Here is a 22,656-nt window from a genome sequence, read left to right as displayed (position 1 = left end):
AAATTTACACCTAAGACAACAACTTCAAACTGATTTGTTTCGTCAACTCATTTAATTGCTGACGTAAATTACGTGATTCAATGAGTGAAATTGGTGATTTCAATTTTAATCTTAAATATTTCTCTTGTAAGTTTAATGAGAAATCTCGAGCTAATTTATCCGCAACTTCCGGCGCTTGTGTTAAAGACTGAATATTAGTACGTTGCATGATATCTGCAATTTCATGGCTGTAGCTACTACACGCACCGAGTACATAATAGGTTGCCAGCTCCTGATCATCGGGTAGATCATCAAATACAATATTTAATACAGCTAAGATCTTCGCCAATAGTTCATTTTGATCGATGACTGCACGCAGCTCTTCAAAGTGGATATAAAGAAATGGGTGGTGCATCAAGATTGCTATTGCAAAATCTTCATCTTTAGTGTGAATGTTAAAAGACAAAGATGCATCATGGCTAATTTGTGGGGTAAAGCGTTTGCCTAGACCCAGTTTTTCGCGGAACGATTGAGTGAGCAAATAACGAAATGAGCCTTGCTTAGGGAGTAGCTCGGTCAACTCACGGAGTTCACCCATGACTAAGCTTTTACCTTCAGGGGTGCTAATATCGTGCTGCCCAGTTAAATGAGCAAATACAAAATCAGACAACAATGGCGCTTGTTGTAGCAATTTTTGGAAATTTTCCAAACCCTCTCGACGAATCAGCGAGTCCGGGTCGTGTTCATTGGGGAGTACAAAGAATTTTAACTCACGCCCATCATTCAGTAAGGGCAGTGCAATTTCTAAAGTTCGTCGAGCTGCTTTTTGTCCCGCCGCATCACCATCAAAAGCGATGGTAATACGAGAGTTTTGTTTAAACAGGGTATTCAAATGGTCTGCATTACTTGCTGTTCCAAGCGTTGCGACAGCACCATTGATGCCGTATTGCTGTAGGGCAATCACGTCCATATAGCCTTCAACCATCAACCAATCATTGGCTTTGAGTTTACGGCCTTCATATAAACCGTAAAGCAGCTGGTTTTTATGGAACACTTCTGAATCTGGGGAGTTGATGTATTTGGGCTTAATGTCATCGTTTAACGCACGCCCACCAAAACCGACCACACGACCTTTATGGTCACGAATCGGAAAAATCACACGATCCCGTAATAAATCAAAATCTCGACCACTGTCACTAGAGCGAATCAATCCGATTTGTTTTAAGCCTTCTATATCCTGAGGAAATGCTTTTTCTAAGTGTTGCCAATCTTCTGGTGCATAACCTAAACGCCAGAATTGAATGGTTTGAGCCGATAAGCCACGGTGTTTGAAATAGTTTTGCGCTTTTTGGCTATGTGGAAGTTGACGTTCATAGAACTGTGCCACATTTTCCAAGAGGTCATATAGATTGCCTTCTTGTACTTGTTCATCCATGCTGAAGCCTAGATCAAATTGTGCAAAAGGATCATCCATAAACCGGTCCATATCAACAAAATGCTCATCCATAGATTCATGAATTGAGTGATCTGTTGTTGATGGGGGAGATATCTTTTCAGGCGGAGAAGGTGGTGTCTGAGGACTACGTTTATAGGATAGTTTTTTGTTGTCGTGGTTATCTTTGGGTAGCTCTATTCCAGTTTGCTTAGACAAGTCCTTCATTACATCGACAAAGTTACGATTGTCGATGTCCATTAAGAAGCGAATTGCATTTCCATTGGCTTGGCAGCCAAAGCAGTGATAATACTGTTTATCACGATAGACGTGGAAAGAAGGTGTTTTTTCTTGGTGGAATGGGCAACAGCCAGAATAAGTACGCCCAGTTTTTTTCAATTTCACACGTTGACCGATCAAATCGACGATGTCGGTTCGATCTAGGATTTGATCAATCGTATGTTGTGGAATTGCCATGCGTGGTTACCATTTAAAAACTGGGTAGAGCGTGTGAGTGAATGCAAAAATGTTTGTTATCATTGTTGCATAAAATGAAAAACAGGCAAGGATTAACTTGCCTGTTCGTATGATCAGATCGGGGTGTGTTGATATTTCAACCATGCATTGCGTTATAGGTTAAAATCACACCCTAATACTTATAAATTAATTTGCTGCATCTTCTTCACTGGTTTGTTCGCTTTCCGGTTTATCAAATAATCCAAAACTCAAACGATTGGTCAAACTGCGGCGAGGTGATTCGATTTGCGGTTCATCATTTTCGACATCAATACTTTGTGACTCACGACCTAGTAAACCTAAGGTTGCGCGGTTAACCCAACTACCTTCTTTACGCGCTGCACGTAAATTGACTTCACCATTTGATTTGACAAGGTTTGGATAGTTTAGTTTGAGAATCTCGATATATTGTTGAGAGGTCGCTTTATCTCCGAGTTGTTGATAGCAATATGCTAAAGTCGCCAACGCTTCAGGAGTTTGAGGCGTCTGTGGATAGTGCTCTACTACCCATTGAGCGCGCTCAGCTGCTGCTAACCATGCTTTACGTTGAATGTTAAAACGCGCTGCATTCATTTCGTTTTCAGCAAGCTCTTGACCAATATATTTCATACGTTGTGCGGCATCGACAGAATATTGGCTACTTGGAAAACGACGGATTAAATCAACGAAGTTTTGATAAGCAACTTTAATATAGCTTACATCACGATGTGCCTGCTTTAATGAAGTGTAGCGAATTAAACTATCGTAGTTCATTTCCATATTCGCAACACCACGGACATAGTATGCGTAGTCGACGTTGGGATGCTGGGGATTTAGACGAATGAATCGATCTGCAAGCGCAATGGTCCCCTCATAATCTTTTTGTTTGAATTTTGCATAGAGAAGTTCAAGTTGAGCTTGTTGTGTATACTGACCTGTTGGAAAGTATGTATCTAAAGCTTCTAACGATTTTACTGCATCTGTATATTGATTACGTTCAAGAGATTTGAGTGCTTTTTCAAAATAGACTTGTTCACTTGATTGTGGTCCTTTATCAACCACTTCTTTCTTACTCGGATTGCTGCTACAGCCCACAAATGCAGATGCTACACCTAAAGAAAGTGCGAGCACTGTAATTTTATAACGTGGTAGCGACATAAAAACTCCTCTGTTATTCTGGGCAATGAGCTACAATGGTACTATTAAACCATTTTTGTACCGATCATCAAATGACTTCAGCACAATCTTCCAATTCAAACTTCTCTGAAACAGATTTCTTACTCGAAGATTCTGTCGATGCAGATAATCATAATTCTGACTCAACTGCAACACGTTTATCGTTGCAAGTTCAACTCGATGAAAACTATTTAGGTCAACGTATTGATCAGGTGGCCGCATTGGTGTGGAGTGAGTTTTCACGTGAAAAACTTAAGCAGTGGTTGAAAGATGGGCATCTGTTGGTAAATGGTAATATTGTAAAGCCTAAATACCGTTGTGAAGGAAATGAGCTACTGACGCTTGAGGTGGAGCTAGAGGCACAAACTTCGAGTCAACCTGAAAATATCCCTTTAAATATTGTTTATGAAGATGACGATATTATCGTGATCAATAAAGATGTGGGAATGGTCGTTCATCCAGGTGCAGGTAATCCTACAGGTACATTAGTCAATGCATTGCTTTACCATGAACCGAAACTTGCTGAGCTAGCGCGTGCTGGTTTGGTTCATCGTATTGATAAAGATACAAGTGGATTGTTGGTTGTCGCTAAAAATTTAGAAGCACAATTTTCATTGAGTAAACAATTAGCCAAGAAGACAGTTTATCGTGTCTATGATCTTGTCGTATATGGAAATATTATTGCAGGTGGAACAATTGATGAACCAATCAAACGTCATCCTGTAGATCGCGTCAAAATGGCAATTCTGCCAGGAGGGCGTGATGCTGTAACCCATTACAATGTGAAAGAGCGTTTCCGTGACTTTACCCGTGTTCAAGCACAATTAGAAACAGGGCGTACCCATCAAATTCGTGTGCACTTTAGTTATTTAGGGCATGGATTAGTGGGTGATCCTGTGTATGTGAATCGTGTTCGCTTTCCTGCTGGAGCTTCAGCTAAGTTAACTGATATGTTGCGCAGCTTTAAACGTCAGGCATTACACGCAGCAAAATTGGGATTAGTCCATCCACGTACAGGTGAAGAAATGATGTTTGAAGCGCCGTGGCCAGAAGATTTTACCCAGTTGGTTGAAGTTTTACGTACTGAAAATGAAGCGTATTAAGTATAAGGTTCTCTTTTATAAAGGGTGATTGATTCAGCTCCTCCCTTTGAAAAGGGAGGTTGGGGAAGGGTTTTATGGAATTTGTACAGGGTTTGCCTGCAGGTGTTTTTGTTGGACAAACACGTATTGTGAATGACCAAACGATTGCCACATCCAATATAAATTTAGCTGGATTTAATTTGGCTTTACATGTCAATGATGATGCGCAGCGTGTGCAACAACATCGTATGGTGCTGTTGAATCAGTTATCTAAATTTGGTGTCAATAAACTGACATGGTTGACTCAAACTCACAGTACAATTTGTCATACCGTAAATGAACAGATCTTATTTAATGCTTCTGAAGGTGATGGCCTAGTCACGCGACGTAAAGGTCATGCACTCATGATGATGACGGCTGACTGTCTCCCTGTGGTTTTAGGGAATGCTGAGGGGACGGAAGTTGCTAATCTACATGCGGGTTGGCGCGGCTTAGCGAATGGCATTATTGAAAATACAGTCGCTGAAATGCAATCTTTGCCTACATGGGCATGGTTAGGTGCAGCCATTAGCCAACCTTGCTTTGAAGTCGGGGCGGAAGTAAGAGCTGCTTTTTGTGATAAATATCCTGAATTGGGATCTGCATTTATTGACGGGAAGGTTGAAGGTAAATATTTGGCAGATCTTTATGCAATCGCTCGCTTTATTTTAAAGCGTTTGGGGGTAGAGACTGTTATCGGTGGTGATCAATGCTCGTATCAACAAGCTGAGGATTATTTTTCACATCGCCGTAATAGTAAAACAGGACGAATGGCAACTTTTGTATTTATGCAATAAATTGCATTGTTTTCAATTGTGATTCGCCTTGCTTGGGCGAAAAATGTTAAACTTGACTCAATTCATTGGTTTTAAAAGTTTCCATGTTTGTTCTTGATTCTGCTACTCCCAAAGTTAAAGTTTGTGTGGTTTATCATAGCCCCTATGGTCATACTGCTAAAGTTGCACAATACATTGCCCAAGGTGCTGAGCAAGCAGGTGCAGAAGTTCATTTGCTATCTGTAACAGCAGTTCAATGGGAACTCTTAGATCGAGCTGATGTGATTGTGATCGGGTGTCCAACCTATATGGGAAGTCTGACCTCAGCTTTAAAACAGTTTATGGAAGATTCTTCGAAACGTTGGCTCGCACGAACATGGCAGGGCAAACTGGCAGCAGGTTTTACCAATGGCGGCGGTTTGAGTGGTGATAAGTTGGCGGTATTGCAGCAAATAAATTTATTTGCCATGCAACATGGCATGTTATGGGCTGGTTTACCTTTTATGCCGACTGGACGTAGCCCTTTAGATATTAATCGTATGTCGAGTTTCTTGGGTTTAATGACGCAATCAGATAATGCAAGTGTTGAAGTAACCCCACCTGAAGGTGATTTGGAAACAGCACGAAAGTTTGGTAAATATTTGGCAGAATTAAGAATAAAACACTTAGAAGCTTAATATTGAAAATAAAAAAAACCTCCATAAATTGGAGGTTTTTTTTATTTATGCAACATCCGTGCTTTATCACGTTGCCAGTCACGGTCTTTTTCTGTGGCGCGCTTGTCATGCAATTGCTTACCTTTTACTAAAGCAATTTCGAGCTTCACCAAATGCCCTTTCCAGTAGCATGCTAATGGTACACATGAATAGCCTTTTTGATTCACTGCACCCATGAGTTTTTCCAGCTCTCGACGGGAAAGAAGCAATTTACGCGTACGTGTTGCTTCAGGTACTACATGTGTTGAAGCCGATAATAAAGGCTGAATTTGTGAACCAAATAAAAAGGCTTCACCATTTTTAAAAATGACATAACTTTCAGTTAAGCTCATACGGCCAGCACGAAGTGATTTTACTTCCCAGCCTTGTAAAGACATACCCGCTTCAAACTTTTCTTCGATAAAGTAATCGTGACGTGCTCTTTTATTTTGAGCAATCGTGCCACCATTATGTTTTTTAACTACTGTTGCTTTCGCCATAATTCAAACTTCCACAATTGCGCTTATTGTGCCGCAAAACGTAATCTTTTTCCATCATTTAGGAATTTAGCGTTTAGGCTGAACTTTTGTTAAAATACGCACCTTATCTCATTGACGCAGAGTACAACGCATGTCTAAAACACGTGTGATTTATCCGGGAACGTTTGATCCAATTACCAATGGACATGTTGATTTGGTGGCTAGAGCATCAAAAATGTTTGATGAAGTTGTTGTAGCAATTGCAATTGGACATCATAAAAACCCCGTGTTTAGTTTAGAAGAACGCGTTGAATTGGCGAAGATATCATTAAGTCACTTAGATAATGTTGAATTTGTTGGTTTTGATGGCTTATTGGTGAATTTCTTTCGTGAACAGCGTGCAACAGCCGTCCTTCGTGGTTTAAGAGCAATATCCGATTTTGAGTATGAGTTTCAGTTGGCAAATATGAACCGTCAACTTGACCCTCAGTTTGAGTCGGTTTTCTTAACACCATCAGAGCAATACTCATTTATCTCATCGACTTTAGTGAGAGAGATTGCACGTTTAAAAGGTGACGTAACTAAGTTTGTGCCTGCTGTCGTAGTAGAGGCCTTTGAACGAAAACATCAACAGGGTTGGTAGCGTGTCATTATATATTACAGATGAATGCATCAATTGTGATGTCTGTGAGCCTGTATGTCCAAATGAAGCGATTTATATGGGAGAGTTGATTTATGAGATTAATCCATCACTTTGTACCGAGTGTATAGGACACTTTGATCAGCCACAGTGCCAATTATTTTGCCCAGTGGATTGTATTCCTCTCGACCCTAAACATGTGGAATCACATGATGAGCTTATGGATAAATACAAAAAATTAACAGCGCAAAAAAAATCGAGCAATTAACGTCGAACTTTGATAAGATGCGCCACGAAGTGGGCTGGACGGTCGCTGCTGTGGAGGTCTCCGTGACTGAAGCAGGGGAGGAAAGTCCGGGCTTCATAGGGCAAGGTGCCAGGTAACGCCTGGGCGGTGCAAACCGACGGAAAGTGCAGCAGAGAGTAGACCGCCTCATTCGTGAGGTAAGGGTGAAAGGGTGCGGTAAGAGCGCACCGCGTGTCTGGTAACAGTACACGGCATGGTAAACCCCACCAGAAGCAAGACCAAATAGGAATCCTGAGGTACGGCCCGTACTGGATTCGGGTAGGTCGCTTGAGCGTATGAGTGATTGTACGCCTAGAGGAATGATCGTCCTCGACAGAACCCGGCTTATAGGCCCACTTCTAAGATTTTTTGAAAATTATGCTTGACGAGTGTAGTGAAAGTTAAGATAATGCGCCCACAGTTTTTGGCTATGTAGCTCAGTTGGTTAGAGCACCGCACTCATAATGCGGGGGTCACAAGTTCAAGTCTCGTCATAGCCACCATTTTATAGACCACGCTCCTGCGTGGTCTCTTTTTATCTACTACTTTTTAGTGGTCGTGCTCTCTTTGCTTTTGATTGTTTTTATAAAATAGAATCGCGAAATATTCGAGTGAATTATTCTATTTGCTGAAAAATAATCAATTGATATCCTTATGCATAAAAAGTGCTCATATGTTTTGTTTTTTCAAGGTCATAGGCTTGACCTGCATAACATAACACTAGATAATGCGCTCACAGTTTACGGCTATGTAGCTCAGTTGGTTAGAGCACCGCACTCATAATGCGGGGGTCACAGGTTCAAGTCCCGTCATAGCCACCATTTTATAAACCACGCTCCTGCGTGGTTTTTTTTATTGTTTATTTGATTGCATAATGGGGTGTTTGCTAGTCATTGCATTGAATACTTTGACCAGCAAATATTAAAGATGTTTTTCTATGATCGCCAAAGTTTGGGTGCTTTGATAGAATGGTTTTAAAATTAAAGTGATGAGCGGCTCAAGAACATCATGTTTATCTAAAGCTACAACAACTTTAGGATAAAATCTGACTGCCTCGTTTAATAAATCCGTTTCTTCTAATCCAATTGCTGCAAAAACATCTTCTAAGCTCTCGTCTTTATAAAAGTCATAGAAAACTTTAACACCATACAAAATTAAATCTTGTAAAAAAGCAGATTGGCGTAATTCTTTCCAATATTCATAAATCATGACAAAGAATTCTTCTACATCAAGTGGTGTGACTTGTTTGGTATATTCAGATAAAGGTTTTGCTTTATTGTCATCCCAAATGTTACGAGCAAGACTCTCCAAATCATCGTTAGAAAGCAGGCTCAAATCAGCCAATTGTTCTTGAATAAAACGGGCAATCCCTTCTTCTATTTTGTGTTCAATACGTTGTTGTTGACGATATGAGAAGGTTTTGAGTTTCTGTTGCCATTCGTACTTACTGTCAGCAATTCGTTCCTCATCTATTTGTGAAAATAGTTTGGGTAATTTGTTCTGCAAAGTTGTTGTTGCAATGTATTGACATAACTGCTGAATAGAAGGGCTTTCTTTTAAGAAATGATTGAGATAATGGCGAATATTTTCAAGTTCTAAAATTTTGGATAACCAGATTTCAAATTGATGATCTGAGAAAACATCTTGTAATTGAGCGGAGGATTGTAACGAAAAGACATGAAGCTTTTGTGCGATCTCACCAATAAACTCTAATAATCCTGCACCAAGTTGCATTTCAAATGCATAGCGTTTGACTACAGCTTGAATTTGCTCAAGCTCTATGACTTCTTTGAGTTTGATATTCGGTGCATGTTGTAAAATGAGTTGAATAAATTGCTTGAAGAAATCAGCGGAAAGTTGTGTTGTGAGTTGATTTTTATAAAATGCCACTTGCTCAAGCAAAAGTGCTTGAGCAAGTGTTTGTGACTTTTCAGAAACAACTTTTTCAGTCATTCGTGGTCCATCCATTGACGATAGGGTAGCGTCGTTCACGACTAAATGCACGCGAGCTAATACGTGGACCAATCGCGCCTTGACGACGTTTATATTCATTGCGATCAACCAAGCGAATCACTTTTTCAACCACATCAGCTTCATAGCCTTTTGCGATAATGTCTGCTTGGCTTAGATCTTCTTCTATATAAGCATATAAGATTGCATCAAGTACATCGTAAGCAGGCAAAGAATCTTGGTCTTTTTGGTCAGGACGTAATTCTGCTGATGGTGGACGAGTAATCACGCGCTCAGGAATAACAGGCGTTTCGCTTAGACTGTTACGATATTTTGCTAATTCAAATACGATGGTTTTATACACGTCTTTAAGCACAGAGAAACCGCCGACCATATCGCCGTACAAAGTACAATAGCCGACCGAGATTTCAGATTTATTACCTGTAGATAGGACAAGATTACCAAATTTATTAGATAAACCCATGAGTAAAGTACCGCGTGCACGCGCTTGTAAGTTTTCTTCTGTTGCATCGGTAGGGGAATTTCCAAAAAATGGAAATAGTGTTTGCATAAAGCTACTTACGATTGGATGAATTTCGGCAATTCCGAAAGTTACTCCCATACGACGCGCTTGCTCAGTTGCATCTTCTACACTCATTTGTGAGGTGTAGGTATAAGGCATCATCACCGCTTGTACCTTATCAGCACCAATCGCATCAACAGCAATGGCAAGTGTTAAAGCTGAATCAATACCGCCAGATAGACCTAAGATCACACCAGGAAAGCCAGAGCGCTGTACGTAATCACGGGTGGACATAACGAGAGCTTGATAAATTTCAGCAAAAGTATCTAATGCAGGAATCGCATCAGCTTTTTTAAATTGCTTTTGCGTCACGTCATACTCTGTAAAGTAAACAGCTTCTTTAAAGCTTGGCGCCTGCAAAGCGAGTTCACCGTTATGGTTATTGACGAAACTAGAGCCATCAAAAATGAGATCGTCTTGGCCGCCGACCTGATTCACATACACAATATTCAGGTTTAGTTGTTTTGCGAGCTCACTTAAAGTCTGAATACGGTGTTGTGGTTTTCCAACCTCGTAAGGCGAAGCATTTAAGATCAAGACTGTTTCAACATTTAGTTGGCTCAGTTGTTTTACTGTATTCAATGACCAAACATCTTCACATATGAGGACACCAAATTTATGACCGAGATACTCAAACACTAAATGCTGATGGCCTTCTTGGAAATAGCGTTTTTCATCAAACACACCATAATTGGGTAAATTATGTTTGTTATAGATGCCTAAAACCTGACCATCTTTCATCACTGCAGCTGAGTTATAGCGATGACCATCTTCTGTTTGGTGAACAAAACCAAAGACCATAACGATGTCTTTTACTTCGCTTAATTGAGCAAACGCTTTTTGCGTACGTTTTTGTAAATTCGGGCGAAGTATAAGATCTTCCGCTGGATAGCCTAGTGTGGATAGTTCTGGAAAGACGATCAAATCAGCTTGTTGTTGTTTCGCTAAATTAGCTTGTTCAACCATCTTTTGAGTATTTGCGTCAATATTGCCAATATGCGGAGAGAATTGAGCAAGGGCAATTTTAAAATTTTTCATTCAAACCTAATCCTAAGTCTTAACTAATGATGATATGCAAGTTTTTGATTTGTATAAGTATAGTTTTTAAAAACAAATGCATATCATGGTGTCAAACGTTCTGTATCTTAAAGAAAAATGACAAGTTCACTAATATATACTAAATGCACATTTTTCTGCGTAAAAATAACAAGTTTTTCTGTATAAAACACCAAGATTTGTTGGTGGAATTTAGCATTTCTCAATATTTATGTTGGACTGAAGCATGATTGTGAATAAATTCTGTTGCCTGAGCGCTTTTTATCATATTTTTTCAAAATTAAATGACATTCCAATGACCACTATTGTGCTGAGCGGGGTATATAAAGCAAAATTTGTTTAAAAAAAATACATAATACTATCTTGCAATATAACTATATAAAATTATTAGTTTAATTACTTCAATGTGTTATTTGTTTTGCTTGTTTTTTATACCGTTCGTCGGGAATCTAATTGCGACACTTGAGTGTACATTTGTGCACTGCTATTATCCTAATTAATGTGAACGGGTGTACACTGTTAAGCATGCTTATCGAATGCCACCCAACATAAAGAGAGGTAACACATATGTCAGTTTTATTTTTTCTTGTGATCGCATCTATCTTGGCAATTGTTGTCGGTCGTGTCGGTACAGTTTTACTTCAAAAAACTGAGTTTGATCATATTTAGGAGATGAACATGTCAATTATATTATTTCCAGTTGTTGCATCTGCTTTAGCAATCGTTGTTGGTCGGGTAGGCACAATTTTATTGCAACAGCAAGATGAATCGAAGTAATACGATTTTAACTGTCACCTATAAATTAAATTAGAGAGGTAACAATAATGATGGTTCCTATGATTTTATTTCCTGTGGTTGCGTTGGGTTTAGCAATTGGTGTAGGACGTGTTGGTACAATTGTTAAAGATGCAATGCGTGTAGATTTTACGACTGAAATGGATGATGGTCATGAGCTCAAATCTGAAAGCGAAAAAGGTTCTGCTGCGTAAAGTAGATTCTGATTTACTTACTTAAAAAGCCCTGTGGATAAAATAACAGGGCTTTTTATTTTTTAAGAATAATATTAGGGATTTTTTTGAGGAAAATATCACGAGCGATGTCTCCCTGTTGTTCAATATTGTATTGAGTAAATGCCTTACCCTCAACAAACTGATATTTATAGGGGTTATATAGTTTTAGACTTAAATAATAACCCAGTTGTAATAGAGCGCCTTTTAAAATGACATTGGTTTGTTGTTGATATTGAAGAATATGGGTAAGTTCATGAATAAAGATGCTTTGTAAAGTAATTGAGCATCTTGAATAGTCTGAATGGAAATACTTTTGATGGACATATAAATTCCCGTTTGGCGCAATAAAAATATTAGCGGGTTGCCAAGGTAAGTAGGGAATATTAAAAATTCTAATTTTTGAATAATCAATAAGATCACCAAAGACGGGGCGAGCCATCTCAATCTCTGCTTGAGTGAGTCCGCGATAAGCAAATTCATTTATCTTAAAATGAACAATCAAACTAGAAATGAATCTCGCTTTTAATTCTTGAGTCAATCGATACCAAAGTTTGAACATTTTGAGAATCTAAGGTGGGTGGTGTTTAAGAAATTATCTAGTTTTTTAATAGAGCATCTAAAGAAAAACCCCAGTTAAAACTGAGGCTTTACAACAACTAAAATGATAATCGCAAATAAAAGTAGTGTTGGCATTTCATTGAAAAAGCGCCAAAACTTATGCGATTTGTAGTGTGCGTTACCAATTAACTTTTTGCGATAATAACCACACACAAAATGGTAAATCACCAATAATCCAACCAAGCCGACTTTAAGATAAAACCATATTGCCTCATGGTAATGTCGGGTTGCATCGCCCCATTCAACGAGAAAGTGGGCAGTCACTAATGTGGCAATCATAGACGGCCACATAATGCCGCGATACAGTTTACGTTCCATCACTTCAAAGCGTTGATGACTAATCGTATCTTCACTCATGGCATGATAAACATAAAGCCGTGGTAGATAGAATAATGCCGCGAACCAACATACCACAGCGATAATATGTAATGCTTTTACCCACAAGAAAGCATCAGAAGGTGCATCCATCGATAGTCCTACGTGTGTATTTCACGTGGGATTAGGCATCCCACTTCTTGAAAATAAGGCAGGCGTTAACACCGCCAAAACCAAAACTGTTACTCATTACAGTATTCAGTTTCGCATCACGTTTTTCAAGTACAATATCGAAACCTTGTGCGCCTTCATCTAACTCAGTCACATTAATATTTGGCGCAATAAAATCATTTTGCATCATTAATACAGAATAAATTGCTTCTTGAACGCCTGCTGCGCCTAAGCTATGACCTGTCATTGATTTAGTTGAACTAAATGCAGGTACTTGACCTTCACCAAATGCACGTTCCATCGCTTTAAGTTCAGTAATGTCACCTGCTGGTGTAGATGTACCATGTGTGTTGACGTAATCAACTTTTTCTACACCATTTTGTTTAGCTTCATCCAACGCCATGAGGATACAGCGCGTTGCACCTTCACCTGATGGTGCAACCATGTCGGCACCATCGCTATTTGCTGCATAGGCAACAACTTCTGCCAGAATGTTTGCTCCACGCGCTTGAGCATGTTCAAGAGATTCAAGGATCACGAAACCGCCACCACCAGCGATGACAAATCCGTCACGGTCTTTTGAGTATGGGCGTGATGCTGTTTCAGGTGTGTCATTGTATTTAGAACATAACGCACCCATGGCATCAAACAATAGACTTTGTGACCAATGATCTTCTTCACCACCACCTGCAAGCATTAAATCTTGTTTGCCTAGTTGAATGAGGTTATAAGCATAACCAATTGCATCAGCAGAAGTTGCACAAGCACTCGTAATCGAGTGAGCAATACCTTGTAATTTTAAAGCGACACCAACGTTTGCAGTGATGGTATTACTCATGTTACGAGGAACGAAGAATGGTCCAATTTTACGTGCACCTTTTTCTTCTAATAATTTAACCATCTCTGCAACAGAAGCAGTTGAGTTACCACCACTACCACCTGCAATACCGTAACGTGGGTTATTTGCTAAATCTTCTGGTTTGAGGCCAGCATGTTCTACTGCTGCGATGGCAGCGTTATACGCATACATCGCGCATACACCCATAAAGCGTTTCAGCTTACGGTCAATTCCCTCAAAATCTTGTTCGGCAGCTGCACTGACATGACTCTTAAAGTTAAGTTCAGCATAAGTTGGGTTAAAACGTGTCCCAGAGATTCCATTTTTTAAAGAATGAGTCACCTCTTCTAAAGAGTTACCGATGCATGAGTTAATGCCCATACCAGTGATTACAACACGTTTCATTTACAGATCCCTTTTATGGTAATACTAAGCCATGTATATCATCACTATGTGAAATAATGAGGAGAAGATAATGATTAAAACGGCTTATGTGTGAATGACATCATGATAGCAGAAAGGTTTTTTATTTCTTATGGCAAATTTTATGTCTATTTTCAGTTGTGTAAATTTTGGTAAAGATCAAGTATATGTGAATAAAAGATGATGAATGTACTCAGATAAAAGTTGAGATAAATCTGTATTCAACCTAGTATTTACTTAGAGATGCACACAATATACTACAGAGGTACTTGATGACAAAATCTAAAAACAAACCAGCTTCAGGTTTATTTGCACAAGCCTTTGGAGTGGCTAAAAAGCTCAGTTCTGAATTGCAAAAACTTCAGGTTGCCCCAACGACATCGGGTAAAGAGCCTGAGCGTGTTGCAAATGTAATAGAAGGAAATGCTCGGATTAAAAGTCCATTTGAAGTGGAAAAATATGAAAGTCCACAACAGATGTTGCGTCAACAATTTCCTAAACTTTCTCATCAGTTGTTAGGGCGTCATTATACTAAAGTGAATAATGTCGCATCTTTTATTTCACCAGACTTAAGTGAGAAGGTTTCTGATTATTTATTTCAATGGCTAAATGAATTTAGTTCCAATAGTTCATTAACCGAAAAAATCTTAGATGAAGCTGGTGTCACAGACATTATGGAGCTTACCAAAGACACAGGTCGCTCCCAGCGTTTAAGTCAAGCATTAATTGAACAGAATAAATTAATCGCAGCTGCGCAGGGTGTCGTAACTGGTGCGACAGGTGTCTGGGGGGCTGCGATTGATATCCCAGCATCTATTGTTTTAGCCTTGAGAACAATATATCAAACAGGGCGTTCACATGGTTTTGATTTGGCTGATGAAGCTGATCAGGATGTGGTGGCATATATTTTTAAAGAAATTGATTTAGGTTTAGTTGCTGAAAAACAAACTTTGTTATTGGCATTGAAAGCGCTAAAATCAATGTTAGAAACCCATGACTTACAACAGTTCCAACAGCTTCTTGGGTCAAATAATGATGTAGAGTTGGTGAAACAGTGGTTGGTCGATGAGCAAGGTCAATTCAAATGGGGGTGGTTAAATCACATACCCCAAGTTTCAGTAATAGGGAAATTAACCCCCATTGCTGGTGCGGCACTAGGTGGTTTTTATAGTTGGAAACTGTTAGAAGATGTCGGACATAAGTCTCAATCCGTATTTGGTGCAGCACGCTTTTATCTGAATGAACATCCGAATGAACAGGTTTCAGCACTAGATGCATATTTTAAGGCTGAAACCTTGCTGCGAAAACAGCCTTCTAAGTATTTGAGTGATATGGATAATACATCATTAAAAGCAAATGATTTGAAGAATGATGTGATTACTCATGTTGCAGTACAGCTGAAAAAAGATGAGTTAGCTCCTAATGACGATACAGTAGGTGAGGGGTTGCAGCAGCTTGCTGAGCAATATGTAGTTGAACATGAACATACCGAACAACAACCTGCTTTAAAAGCCGAAGACAATGATGAATCGTTAGTAAATGAACAGAATACTATTGATGAGCAATCAATGATTGATATAGAACCAGCGTCAACAAAACATAGTTAATTGCTACATGATGTTTTAGTCAGCAAAAACACAACAAACATCGAAAATGGTCAACACTTGCAATGTTGACCATTTTTACTTCTTCGCTTACAATTATGTGCCCTTGAAAAGAGGTGCTTTTCCTTTTTTTGAGGTTGTTTAATAACGGGAGAATTGCCAAATGGCAACAACAAATCAGTTGATCCGTAAGGGTCGTACAACTTTGATTGAAAAATCAAAAGTTCCTGCGTTGAAGGCTTGTCCACAACGTCGTGGTGTATGTACACGTGTATACACAACTACTCCGAAAAAACCTAACTCAGCAATGCGTAAGGTTTGCCGTGTTCGCTTAACTTCTGGTTTTGAAGTATCTAGCTACATCGGTGGTGAAGGTCATAACTTACAAGAGCACAGTGTTGTTCTAATCCGTGGTGGTCGTGTTAAAGACTTACCAGGTGTACGTTACCATACCGTTCGTGGTTCTTTAGACTGTGCTGGCGTGAAAGATCGTAACCAGTCACGTTCTAAATACGGTGCGAAACGTCCTAAGAAGTAATTCTAGGAAATTTGCCCAAGCAACCCTTTAGCGTTTCGCTTGTTTGAATTCTTCATAGATTTGTAATTCAAGCGACGTATAGTAAGGCCAGCGTCGTGTACATGACACTTGTACAAACTGCTGGATCATCCTGAAGTGTCATAATATTAGGTGTATTAAAATGCCAAGACGTCGCGTAGTCGCTGCTCGTGAGATCCTTCCAGATCCAAAATTTAGCAGCCAAACAATCGCTAAATTCATGAACCACGTAATGCAAGATGGTAAAAAATCTATTGCTGAAAGTATCGTTTACGGTGCTTTAGATCGCGTTCAAGAAAAAAATAAAGTAGACCCGGTTGAATTCTTCGAGACTACTCTTGAAAAAGTTCGTCCTATGGTTGAAGTAAAAGCACGCCGTGTTGGTGGTGCTACTTATCAAGTACCTATGGAAGTACGCCCATCCCGTCGTACTGCCTTAGCGATGCGTTGGTTAGTAGATGCTGCTGCTAAGCGTTCTGAAAAAACGATGGCTTTACGTCTTGCTGGTGAGTTGCTTGATGCAGCTGAAGGTAAAGGTGCAGCGATCAAAAAACGTGAAGACGTGCATCGTATGGCTGAAGCCAACAAAGCCTTCTCTCACTACCGTTTCTAAGCGGATAAAACAGTCCCTAATCAGGAGAGTATTCATGCGTACTGCGGCTCGATTTAACATCGCTCTTTATCAAAGTGGGAGCTTTGCGGGTATTTAAGTTGTCTGCTTGGATATTCGTGCGCATCAATATAATTGGTGCGTCCTGTTTTAAATATAACATTTAGGAATGTAGACATCATGGCTCGCCAAACCCCTATTACTCGTTACCGTAACATCGGTATTTCTGCGCACATTGACGCAGGTAAAACAACTACAACTGAACGTATCTTGTACTACACAGGTGTATCTCACAAAATCGGTGAAGTACACGATGGTGCAGCTACAATGGACTGGATGGAACAAGAGCAAGAGCGTGGTATTACCATTACTTCTGCTGCTACGACTTGTTTCTGGTCAGGTATGGCTAACCAATTCCAACAACACCGTATCAACGTAATTGATACACCGGGACACGTAGACTTCACAATTGAAGTTGAACGTTCTATGCGTGTTCTTGATGGTGCGTGCATGGTTTACTGTGCAGTTGGTGGTGTACAACCTCAGTCAGAAACTGTATGGCGCCAAGCAAACAAATATCAAGTTCCTCGTTTAGCATTCGTGAACAAGATGGACCGTACTGGTGCAAACTTCTTCCGTGCTGTTGAGCAAGTTAAAACACGTTTGGGCGGTAACCCTGTACCAATCGTTGTGCCAATCGGTGCTGAAGATACTTTCCAAGGTGTTGTTGATCTTATCGAAATGAAAGCGATTATCTGGGATGAAGAATCTCAAGGTATGAAGTTTGAGTACGGTGATATTCCAGCTGACCTCGTTGATACTGCCCAAGAATGGCGTACTAACATGGTGGAAGCAGCTGCTGAAGCATCTGAAGAGTTGATGGATAAGTACCTTGAAGAAGGTGATCTTTCTAAAGAAGATATCATCGCTGGTTTACGTGCTCGTACATTAGCATGTGAAATTCAAGTAATGCTTTGTGGTTCTGCGTTCAAGAACAAAGGTGTTCAACGTATGTTGGATGCTGTAATTGAATTCTTACCATCACCTACAGAAGTTAAAGCGATCGAAGGTATCCTTGACGACAAAGACGAAACTAAAGCGTCTCGTGAAGCATCTGACGAAGCTCCGTTCTCTGCGTTAGCGTTCAAAATCATGAACGACAAATTCGTAGGTAACTTAACATTCGTACGTGTTTATTCTGGTGTTCTTAAACAAGGTGATCCAGTTTATAACCCAGTTAAATCTAAGCGTGAACGTATCGGTCGTATCGTACAAATGCACGCAAACGAACGTCAAGATCTTGATGAAATTCGTGCAGGTGATATCGCAGCGTGTGTAGGTCTTAAAGACGTTACCACTGGTGATACATTATGTGATGAGAAAAACATCATTACACTTGAGCGTATGGAATTCCCAGAGCCAGTAATTTCATTGGCTGTTGAACCAAAAACTAAAGCAGACCAAGAAAAAATGTCGATTGCTTTAGGTCGTTTGGCGAAAGAAGATCCATCATTCCGCGTTCGTACTGACGAAGAATCTGGTCAAACAATTATTGCTGGTATGGGTGAGCTTCACCTTGACATCATCGTTGACCGTATGAAGCGTGAATTCGGTGTTGAAGCGAATATCGGTAAACCAATGGTTGCTTATCGTGAAACGATTAAGAAAACTGTTGAGCAGGAAGGTAAATTCGTACGTCAAACTGGTGGTAAAGGTAAATTCGGTCACGTATATGTACGTTTAGAACCGCTTGATGTTGAAGCTGCTGGTAAAGAATACGAATTCGCAGAAGAAGTTGTAGGTGGTGTAGTACCTAAAGAATTCTTCGGTGCGGTAGACAAAGGTATTCAAGAGCGTATGAAGAATGGTGTCTTGGCTGGTTACCCAGTTGTAGGCGTTAAAGCTGTTCTTTATGATGGTTCTTACCATGATGTCGACTCTGATGAATTGTCGTTCAAAATGGCAGGTTCATATGCTTTCCGTGACGGTTTCATGAAAGCGGATCCTATCCTTCTTGAACCAATCATGAAAGTTGAAGTGGAAACTCCAGAAGATTACATGGGCGATATCATGGGTGACTTAAACCGTCGTCGTGGTATGGTTCAAGGTATGGACGATCTTCCTGGTGGAACAAAAGCAATTAAAGCAGAAGTTCCACTTGCTGAGATGTTTGGTTACGCAACTCAAATGCGTTCTATGTCTCAAGGTCGTGCGACGTATTCTATGGAATTCGCTAAATACGCTGAAACTCCACGTAACGTGGCTGAAGGCATCATCGCTAAGTTCCAAGCTGGCGGTAAAAAAGGTGACGACGAGTAATCTTTCGATTACTATATTACCCAACTAAAATTTAGTTAAAAAACCAAGCGCTCATGAGCGACCCTCATGAGCAGTTTATAAAGGAAGATCATCATGGCTAAAGCCAAGTTTGAACGTAATAAACCACACGTAAACGTGGGTACAATTGGTCACGTTGACCATGGTAAAACAACTTTAACTGCTGCGATTGCAACAATCTGTGCGAAAACTTACGGCGGTGAAGCAAAAGATTACGCAGCGATCGACTCTGCACCTGAAGAAAAAGCGCGTGGTATTACCATTAATACTTCACACGTAGAATACGATTCTCCAACTCGTCACTACGCTCACGTAGACTGCCCAGGCCACGCCGATTATGTTAAAAACATGATTACTGGTGCTGCTCAGATGGACGGTGCAATCCTTGTATGTGCAGCGACTGATGGTCCAATGCCACAAACTCGTGAACACATCCTTCTTTCTCGTCAGGTAGGTGTACCTTATATTCTTGTATTCTTGAACAAGTGTGACCTTGTTGATGATGAAGAATTACTTGAATTAGTAGAAATGGAAGTTCGTGAACTTCTTTCTACTTATGACTTCCCAGGTGATGACACTCCAGTAATCCGTGGTTCTGCGCTTAAAGCGTTAGAAGGTGATGCAGGTCAATACGGTGAGTCAGCAGTTCTTGCGCTTGTAGAAGCACTTGATTCTTACATTCCAGAGCCAGAGCGTGCAATCGACAAAGCATTCTTGATGCCAATCGAAGACGTATTCTCAATTTCTGGTCGTGGTACAGTAGTAACAGGTCGTGTTGAAGCTGGTATCATCAAAGTTGGTGAAGAAGTTGAAATCGTAGGTATCAAAGACACAGTTAAAACAACTGTAACTGGTGTTGAGATGTTCCGTAAACTTCTTGACGAAGGTCGTGCAGGTGAGAACTGTGGTATCTTACTTCGTGGTACAAAGCGTGAAGAAGTACAACGTGGTCAAGTACTTGCTAAGCCAGGTACAATCAAGCCGCACACTAAATTTGATGCAGAAGTATACGTACTATCTAAAGAAGAAGGTGGTCGTCATACTCCATTCCTTAACGGTTACCGTCCACAGTTCTACTTCCGTACAACTGACGTAACTGGCGCGATCAAATTACAAGATGGCGTAGAAATGGTAATGCCTGGTGACAACGTAGAGATGTCAGTAGAATTGATCCACCCAATCGCAATGGACCCAGGTCTACGTTTTGCGATCCGTGAAGGTGGTCGTACTGTAGGTGCTGGTGTTGTTGCGAAAGTAACTGCATAATTGCCCTAGAGTGATAAAAAAACACCCCTTTGGGGTGTTTTTTTATATCAATTGTTTGACAATTTTATTGAATAGTGTCCCAAACTGATACTTTGCTGTCCTTAACTGCACTTAATTGATTCATATAAAAACGTAATATAAAACTCAAGAAAATGAACAATAGAACTAAGTGGAATGCTCCACTTAAAAGGAGTTGGCGGCATGAATGCTAAAGTGAATATTTCCAACCGTGCAGGCGCAAGTTTTCCAGTACGTCGTATGAATTTTGATTTTGATCAAGTCCCTGAGTATTGGATGAATGGGTCAGCTGGACTGACACATTTTATGACGGCATTATCTGCATTATTTCCAGATGGTGAAAAATTATTTATCGATGCTGTGCGTGCTGTACGTTATCACCCAACAATTAAAGATGATGCTGAATTACAGAAAGAAATCAGTGCATTTATTGGTCAAGAAGCGATGCATACACAGGAGCATGTAAACTTCAATGCTTCTGCACAAAAATACGGTCATGATGTTCGATCACTAGAGCAAATAACAGGGCGCTATATTCAGTTTGCGCTTAAAAATTTTTCTAAAGTAGTGAAGCCATTTGGAATGACTAGAGAAATGGTCGACTTAACAGCAACCACAGCTTTAGAACATTTTACTGCAACGATTGCTTCTGAATTACTTCGTAATCAGCATATTCAGGACTTAATGACCGATGACACCATGTCATATATGTGGTTCTGGCATGCTGTAGAAGAAAATGAACATAAAGCAGTTGCTTATGATGTCTATGAGGCTGTATTTGGTAAAGGTCTTAAAGCTTATAGTTTACGTACTACAGCACTAGTCTTTGCGATGGCATTGATTTTTATACTTCAGTCATACTTTACTCTACGTTTGCTTCAACAAGATAAGAAGTTGAATTTAAAAGAGCTTGGTATGATTTATAAATATGGCTATAGTCCATCAAAAGGCATTATTACGGGTATGGCTAGTGAAATGTTGGCCTATTTCAGACCTCGTTTTCATCCAAATGATTTGGATACGGTACAATTACTGAAAGATTGGAAAGCGAAACTAGGTTTATAATTTTGTATTTTGAACTTTGTATGAGAGAAGGGCACATTATTGTTGCCCTTTTTTATTTAGGGGATGCTCTAATTTTGACATAGTGACATGTCCTAAGATGATGCTTTTGTGACCTTATATGCACTTATTTCATGCATGTGAATCAGCGTATAACTATAAATAGATCCTCATTATTCAAAAAAGTTTTAGGAGAACGGTATGAACGCTAAAGTCAATATTTCAAACCGAGCTGGTGCAAGTTTCCCTGTGCGTCGAATGGATTTTGAATTTGGTGAAGTACCACGCTATTGGGCAAATGGTGATGCGGCATTGACACATTTTATGACCGCCCTTTCCGCACTTTTCCCAGAGGGTGAGCAATTTTTTGTAAATAGCACACGTGCTGTTCGAAATGATCCTAAACTCGCAGATCCTAGATTACAAAAAGAAATCAGTGCTTTTATTGGTCAAGAGGCTATGCACTCTAAAGAGCATTTAGCTTTTAATGCATCTGCACAAGCGTATGGTTATGATGTGCGTAAATTGGAAGCACAGACTGGAAAAGTCATTCATACAGCAACAACGATTATTTCGACTGTGATGAAACCATTTGGTTTTACCAAAGAGATGATTGGTTTAACGGGGACATGTGCTTTAGAGCATTTCACCTCTACGATTGCGGAAGAACTGTTGAGCAATCCAGATATTCAGGCAATGTTCCAAGACGAAACGATGTATCATCTTTGGATGTGGCATGCAGTAGAGGAAAATGAACATAAAGCTGTTGCCTTTGATGTGTACGAGGCAATGTATGGTCAAGGTGTTAAAGCTTATTTTATGCGCTCGTTAGCTTTGGTCATTGCGATGGGACTTATCTTTATCACTCAATCCTATTTTACAGCGACATTACTTAAAACTGATGGTAAGTTGACATGGCGTGATACCAAATACATGCTGAAGTTTATGTATGGTTATAAAGGCTTTATGACACGTCAAATACCAACATTACTTGCATTCTTACGACCAAATTTCCATCCTAATGATGATGATACGACTGAACTATTAAATAAATGGCGTGCGGAATTAGGTTTTAATCCGAACTAAAATGATGGGCAATTTAGATTGCCCATTTTTTTATTCAAATTTTGGCTTAAATTGCTGATAATCTGCATCAGTAT

The 22,656-nt window shown here is 39.8% G+C and carries 21 protein-coding genes, 2 tRNA genes and 1 other RNA gene; 16 read left to right on the top strand and 8 right to left on the bottom strand.

Annotated elements, in window-relative coordinates; all coding sequences use genetic code 11:
• Window positions 1-10: 10 nt before the first annotated feature.
• Both F2A31_RS11530 and F2A31_RS11525 read right to left on the bottom strand, forming a co-directional pair.
• Entirely contained in the window at window positions 11-1,888 is a 1,878-nt protein-coding gene (locus F2A31_RS11530) for a DNA primase (RefSeq protein ID WP_150026496.1), read from the bottom strand.
• Window positions 1,889-2,074: 186 nt separating this feature from the next.
• Entirely contained in the window at window positions 2,075-3,064 is a 990-nt protein-coding gene (locus F2A31_RS11525) for an outer membrane protein assembly factor BamD (protein WP_150026495.1), read from the bottom strand.
• A gap of 71 nt (window positions 3,065-3,135) precedes the next feature.
• Between F2A31_RS11525 and rluD the strand changes: the two genes are divergently transcribed.
• The 3 genes from rluD (at window position 3,136) to F2A31_RS11510 (ending at window position 5,656) form a co-directional block, all read left to right on the top strand.
• A complete protein-coding gene (gene rluD / locus F2A31_RS11520) occupies window positions 3,136-4,185 on the top strand; it encodes a 23S rRNA pseudouridine(1911/1915/1917) synthase RluD (protein ID WP_150027797.1) in 1,050 nt (349 codons plus the stop codon).
• Window positions 4,186-4,259: 74 nt separating this feature from the next.
• Complete coding sequence (pgeF, locus tag F2A31_RS11515) at window positions 4,260-5,000, top strand: peptidoglycan editing factor PgeF (protein ID WP_150026494.1); 741 nt, start codon at window positions 4,260-4,262, stop codon at window positions 4,998-5,000.
• Window positions 5,001-5,083: 83 nt separating this feature from the next.
• Window positions 5,084-5,656 carry a flavodoxin family protein gene (locus F2A31_RS11510; protein WP_150026493.1) on the top strand — a complete coding sequence of 191 codons (573 nt, stop codon included), beginning with the start codon at window positions 5,084-5,086 and terminating at the stop codon, window positions 5,654-5,656.
• A 41-nt stretch (window positions 5,657-5,697) separates the two neighbouring features.
• On the opposite strand, the gene smpB is transcribed toward F2A31_RS11510, so the two are convergent.
• Entirely contained in the window at window positions 5,698-6,174 is a 477-nt protein-coding gene (gene smpB, locus F2A31_RS11505) for an SsrA-binding protein SmpB (RefSeq protein ID WP_150026492.1), read from the bottom strand.
• 130 nt (window positions 6,175-6,304) lie between these two features.
• Between smpB and coaD the strand changes: the two genes are divergently transcribed.
• From coaD to F2A31_RS11480, 5 genes are all read left to right on the top strand, one after another.
• Window positions 6,305-6,796, top strand: a complete 492-nt coding sequence (gene coaD, locus F2A31_RS11500) for a pantetheine-phosphate adenylyltransferase (protein ID WP_109440189.1) — start codon at window positions 6,305-6,307, stop codon at window positions 6,794-6,796.
• Between the two features lies 1 nt (window position 6,797).
• Window positions 6,798-7,061 carry a YfhL family 4Fe-4S dicluster ferredoxin gene (locus tag F2A31_RS11495; protein ID WP_109440188.1) on the top strand — a complete coding sequence of 88 codons (264 nt, stop codon included), beginning with the start codon at window positions 6,798-6,800 and terminating at the stop codon, window positions 7,059-7,061.
• A 26-nt stretch (window positions 7,062-7,087) separates the two neighbouring features.
• Window positions 7,088-7,443, top strand: an RNA gene (rnpB, locus tag F2A31_RS11490) — RNase P RNA component class A.
• A 62-nt stretch (window positions 7,444-7,505) separates the two neighbouring features.
• Window positions 7,506-7,582: transfer RNA gene (locus F2A31_RS11485), tRNA-Met, on the top strand.
• A gap of 241 nt (window positions 7,583-7,823) precedes the next feature.
• Window positions 7,824-7,900, top strand: a tRNA-Met gene (locus F2A31_RS11480).
• A gap of 100 nt (window positions 7,901-8,000) precedes the next feature.
• On the opposite strand, the gene F2A31_RS11475 is transcribed toward F2A31_RS11480, so the two are convergent.
• Together F2A31_RS11475 and F2A31_RS11470 are read right to left on the bottom strand one after the other, a co-directional pair.
• Window positions 8,001-9,032, bottom strand: coding sequence for a hypothetical protein (locus F2A31_RS11475; protein ID WP_150026491.1), 1,032 nt, complete (start codon window positions 9,030-9,032; stop codon window positions 8,001-8,003).
• Window positions 9,025-10,650: an NAD+ synthase gene (locus F2A31_RS11470; RefSeq protein ID WP_150026490.1), complete on the bottom strand. Its 1,626-nt coding sequence runs from the start codon at window positions 10,648-10,650 to the stop codon at window positions 9,025-9,027. Before F2A31_RS11470 ends, F2A31_RS11475 begins: the two co-directional genes overlap by 8 nt.
• An 842-nt stretch (window positions 10,651-11,492) precedes the next feature.
• Between F2A31_RS11470 and F2A31_RS15830 the strand changes: the two genes are divergently transcribed.
• The gene (locus F2A31_RS15830) at window positions 11,493-11,657 is read left to right on the top strand and encodes a hypothetical protein (protein ID WP_171490541.1); all 165 of its coding nucleotides are present in this window, start codon (window positions 11,493-11,495) and stop codon (window positions 11,655-11,657) included.
• A gap of 55 nt (window positions 11,658-11,712) precedes the next feature.
• Here the strand turns inward: F2A31_RS15830 and F2A31_RS11465 are convergent, their stop codons facing one another.
• From F2A31_RS11465 to F2A31_RS11455, 3 genes are all read right to left on the bottom strand, one after another.
• Window positions 11,713-12,237 carry a hypothetical protein gene (locus F2A31_RS11465; RefSeq protein ID WP_150026489.1) on the bottom strand — a complete coding sequence of 175 codons (525 nt, stop codon included), beginning with the start codon at window positions 12,235-12,237 and terminating at the stop codon, window positions 11,713-11,715.
• A 74-nt stretch (window positions 12,238-12,311) separates the two neighbouring features.
• Complete coding sequence (locus tag F2A31_RS11460) at window positions 12,312-12,764, bottom strand: CopD family protein (protein ID WP_150026488.1); 453 nt, start codon at window positions 12,762-12,764, stop codon at window positions 12,312-12,314.
• 31 nt (window positions 12,765-12,795) lie between these two features.
• On the bottom strand, window positions 12,796-14,025 hold the full coding sequence (locus F2A31_RS11455; RefSeq protein ID WP_150026487.1) for a beta-ketoacyl synthase N-terminal-like domain-containing protein: 1,230 nt from the start codon (window positions 14,023-14,025) through the stop codon (window positions 12,796-12,798).
• A 290-nt stretch (window positions 14,026-14,315) separates the two neighbouring features.
• Between F2A31_RS11455 and F2A31_RS11450 the strand changes: the two genes are divergently transcribed.
• From F2A31_RS11450 to F2A31_RS11420, 7 genes are all read left to right on the top strand, one after another.
• Window positions 14,316-15,650, top strand: a complete 1,335-nt coding sequence (locus F2A31_RS11450; protein WP_150026486.1) for an EcsC family protein — start codon at window positions 14,316-14,318, stop codon at window positions 15,648-15,650.
• Window positions 15,651-15,810: 160 nt separating this feature from the next.
• Window positions 15,811-16,185 (top strand): 30S ribosomal protein S12, encoded by a 375-nt coding sequence (gene rpsL / locus F2A31_RS11445; RefSeq protein WP_004638184.1) that lies wholly within the window; start codon window positions 15,811-15,813, stop codon window positions 16,183-16,185.
• A gap of 160 nt (window positions 16,186-16,345) precedes the next feature.
• Entirely contained in the window at window positions 16,346-16,816 is a 471-nt protein-coding gene (gene rpsG, locus F2A31_RS11440) for a 30S ribosomal protein S7 (protein WP_004655203.1), read from the top strand.
• Between the two features lie 177 nt (window positions 16,817-16,993).
• On the top strand, window positions 16,994-19,132 hold the full coding sequence (gene fusA / locus F2A31_RS11435; protein WP_150026485.1) for an elongation factor G: 2,139 nt from the start codon (window positions 16,994-16,996) through the stop codon (window positions 19,130-19,132).
• A gap of 93 nt (window positions 19,133-19,225) precedes the next feature.
• On the top strand, window positions 19,226-20,416 hold the full coding sequence (tuf, locus tag F2A31_RS11430) for an elongation factor Tu (protein ID WP_150026484.1): 1,191 nt from the start codon (window positions 19,226-19,228) through the stop codon (window positions 20,414-20,416).
• A 201-nt stretch (window positions 20,417-20,617) separates the two neighbouring features.
• A complete protein-coding gene (locus tag F2A31_RS11425; protein ID WP_150026483.1) occupies window positions 20,618-21,499 on the top strand; it encodes a metal-dependent hydrolase in 882 nt (293 codons plus the stop codon).
• A 198-nt stretch (window positions 21,500-21,697) separates the two neighbouring features.
• Entirely contained in the window at window positions 21,698-22,582 is an 885-nt protein-coding gene (locus F2A31_RS11420) for a metal-dependent hydrolase (protein ID WP_150026482.1), read from the top strand.
• The last annotated feature ends 74 nt before the right edge of the window (window positions 22,583-22,656 follow it).

It is taken from the genome of Acinetobacter suaedae (genome assembly GCF_008630915.1).
GTDB classification, from domain to species: domain Bacteria; phylum Pseudomonadota; class Gammaproteobacteria; order Pseudomonadales; family Moraxellaceae; genus Acinetobacter; species Acinetobacter suaedae.
The sequence above is the reverse complement of the archived record's forward strand: the minus strand, read 5'-3'. Positions and strand labels throughout refer to the sequence as shown.

Bases quoted from the DNA above. Each gene is read 5' to 3' on its own strand.
- F2A31_RS11470 (WP_150026490.1), bottom strand. From the start codon at position 10,650: ATGAAAAATTTTAAAATTGCCCTTGCTCAATTCTCTCCGCATATTGGC.
- F2A31_RS11425 (WP_150026483.1), top strand. From the start codon at position 20,618: ATGAATGCTAAAGTGAATATTTCCAACCGTGCAGGCGCAAGTTTTCCA.
- rpsG (WP_004655203.1), top strand. From the start codon at position 16,346: ATGCCAAGACGTCGCGTAGTCGCTGCTCGTGAGATCCTTCCAGATCCA.
- coaD (WP_109440189.1), top strand. From the start codon at position 6,305: ATGTCTAAAACACGTGTGATTTATCCGGGAACGTTTGATCCAATTACC.
- F2A31_RS15830 (WP_171490541.1), top strand. From the start codon at position 11,493: ATGATGGTTCCTATGATTTTATTTCCTGTGGTTGCGTTGGGTTTAGCA.
- F2A31_RS11530 (WP_150026496.1), bottom strand. From the start codon at position 1,888: ATGGCAATTCCACAACATACGATTGATCAAATCCTAGATCGAACCGAC.
- F2A31_RS11460 (WP_150026488.1), bottom strand. From the start codon at position 12,764: ATGGATGCACCTTCTGATGCTTTCTTGTGGGTAAAAGCATTACATATT.
- F2A31_RS11525 (WP_150026495.1), bottom strand. From the start codon at position 3,064: ATGTCGCTACCACGTTATAAAATTACAGTGCTCGCACTTTCTTTAGGT.
- F2A31_RS11420 (WP_150026482.1), top strand. From the start codon at position 21,698: ATGAACGCTAAAGTCAATATTTCAAACCGAGCTGGTGCAAGTTTCCCT.
- smpB (WP_150026492.1), bottom strand. From the start codon at position 6,174: ATGGCGAAAGCAACAGTAGTTAAAAAACATAATGGTGGCACGATTGCT.
- rluD (WP_150027797.1), top strand. From the start codon at position 3,136: ATGACTTCAGCACAATCTTCCAATTCAAACTTCTCTGAAACAGATTTC.
- rpsL (WP_004638184.1), top strand. From the start codon at position 15,811: ATGGCAACAACAAATCAGTTGATCCGTAAGGGTCGTACAACTTTGATT.
- fusA (WP_150026485.1), top strand. From the start codon at position 16,994: ATGGCTCGCCAAACCCCTATTACTCGTTACCGTAACATCGGTATTTCT.
- tuf (WP_150026484.1), top strand. From the start codon at position 19,226: ATGGCTAAAGCCAAGTTTGAACGTAATAAACCACACGTAAACGTGGGT.
- F2A31_RS11510 (WP_150026493.1), top strand. From the start codon at position 5,084: ATGTTTGTTCTTGATTCTGCTACTCCCAAAGTTAAAGTTTGTGTGGTT.
- pgeF (WP_150026494.1), top strand. From the start codon at position 4,260: ATGGAATTTGTACAGGGTTTGCCTGCAGGTGTTTTTGTTGGACAAACA.
- F2A31_RS11455 (WP_150026487.1), bottom strand. From the start codon at position 14,025: ATGAAACGTGTTGTAATCACTGGTATGGGCATTAACTCATGCATCGGT.
- F2A31_RS11450 (WP_150026486.1), top strand. From the start codon at position 14,316: ATGACAAAATCTAAAAACAAACCAGCTTCAGGTTTATTTGCACAAGCC.
- F2A31_RS11475 (WP_150026491.1), bottom strand. From the start codon at position 9,032: ATGACTGAAAAAGTTGTTTCTGAAAAGTCACAAACACTTGCTCAAGCA.
- F2A31_RS11465 (WP_150026489.1), bottom strand. From the start codon at position 12,237: ATGTTCAAACTTTGGTATCGATTGACTCAAGAATTAAAAGCGAGATTC.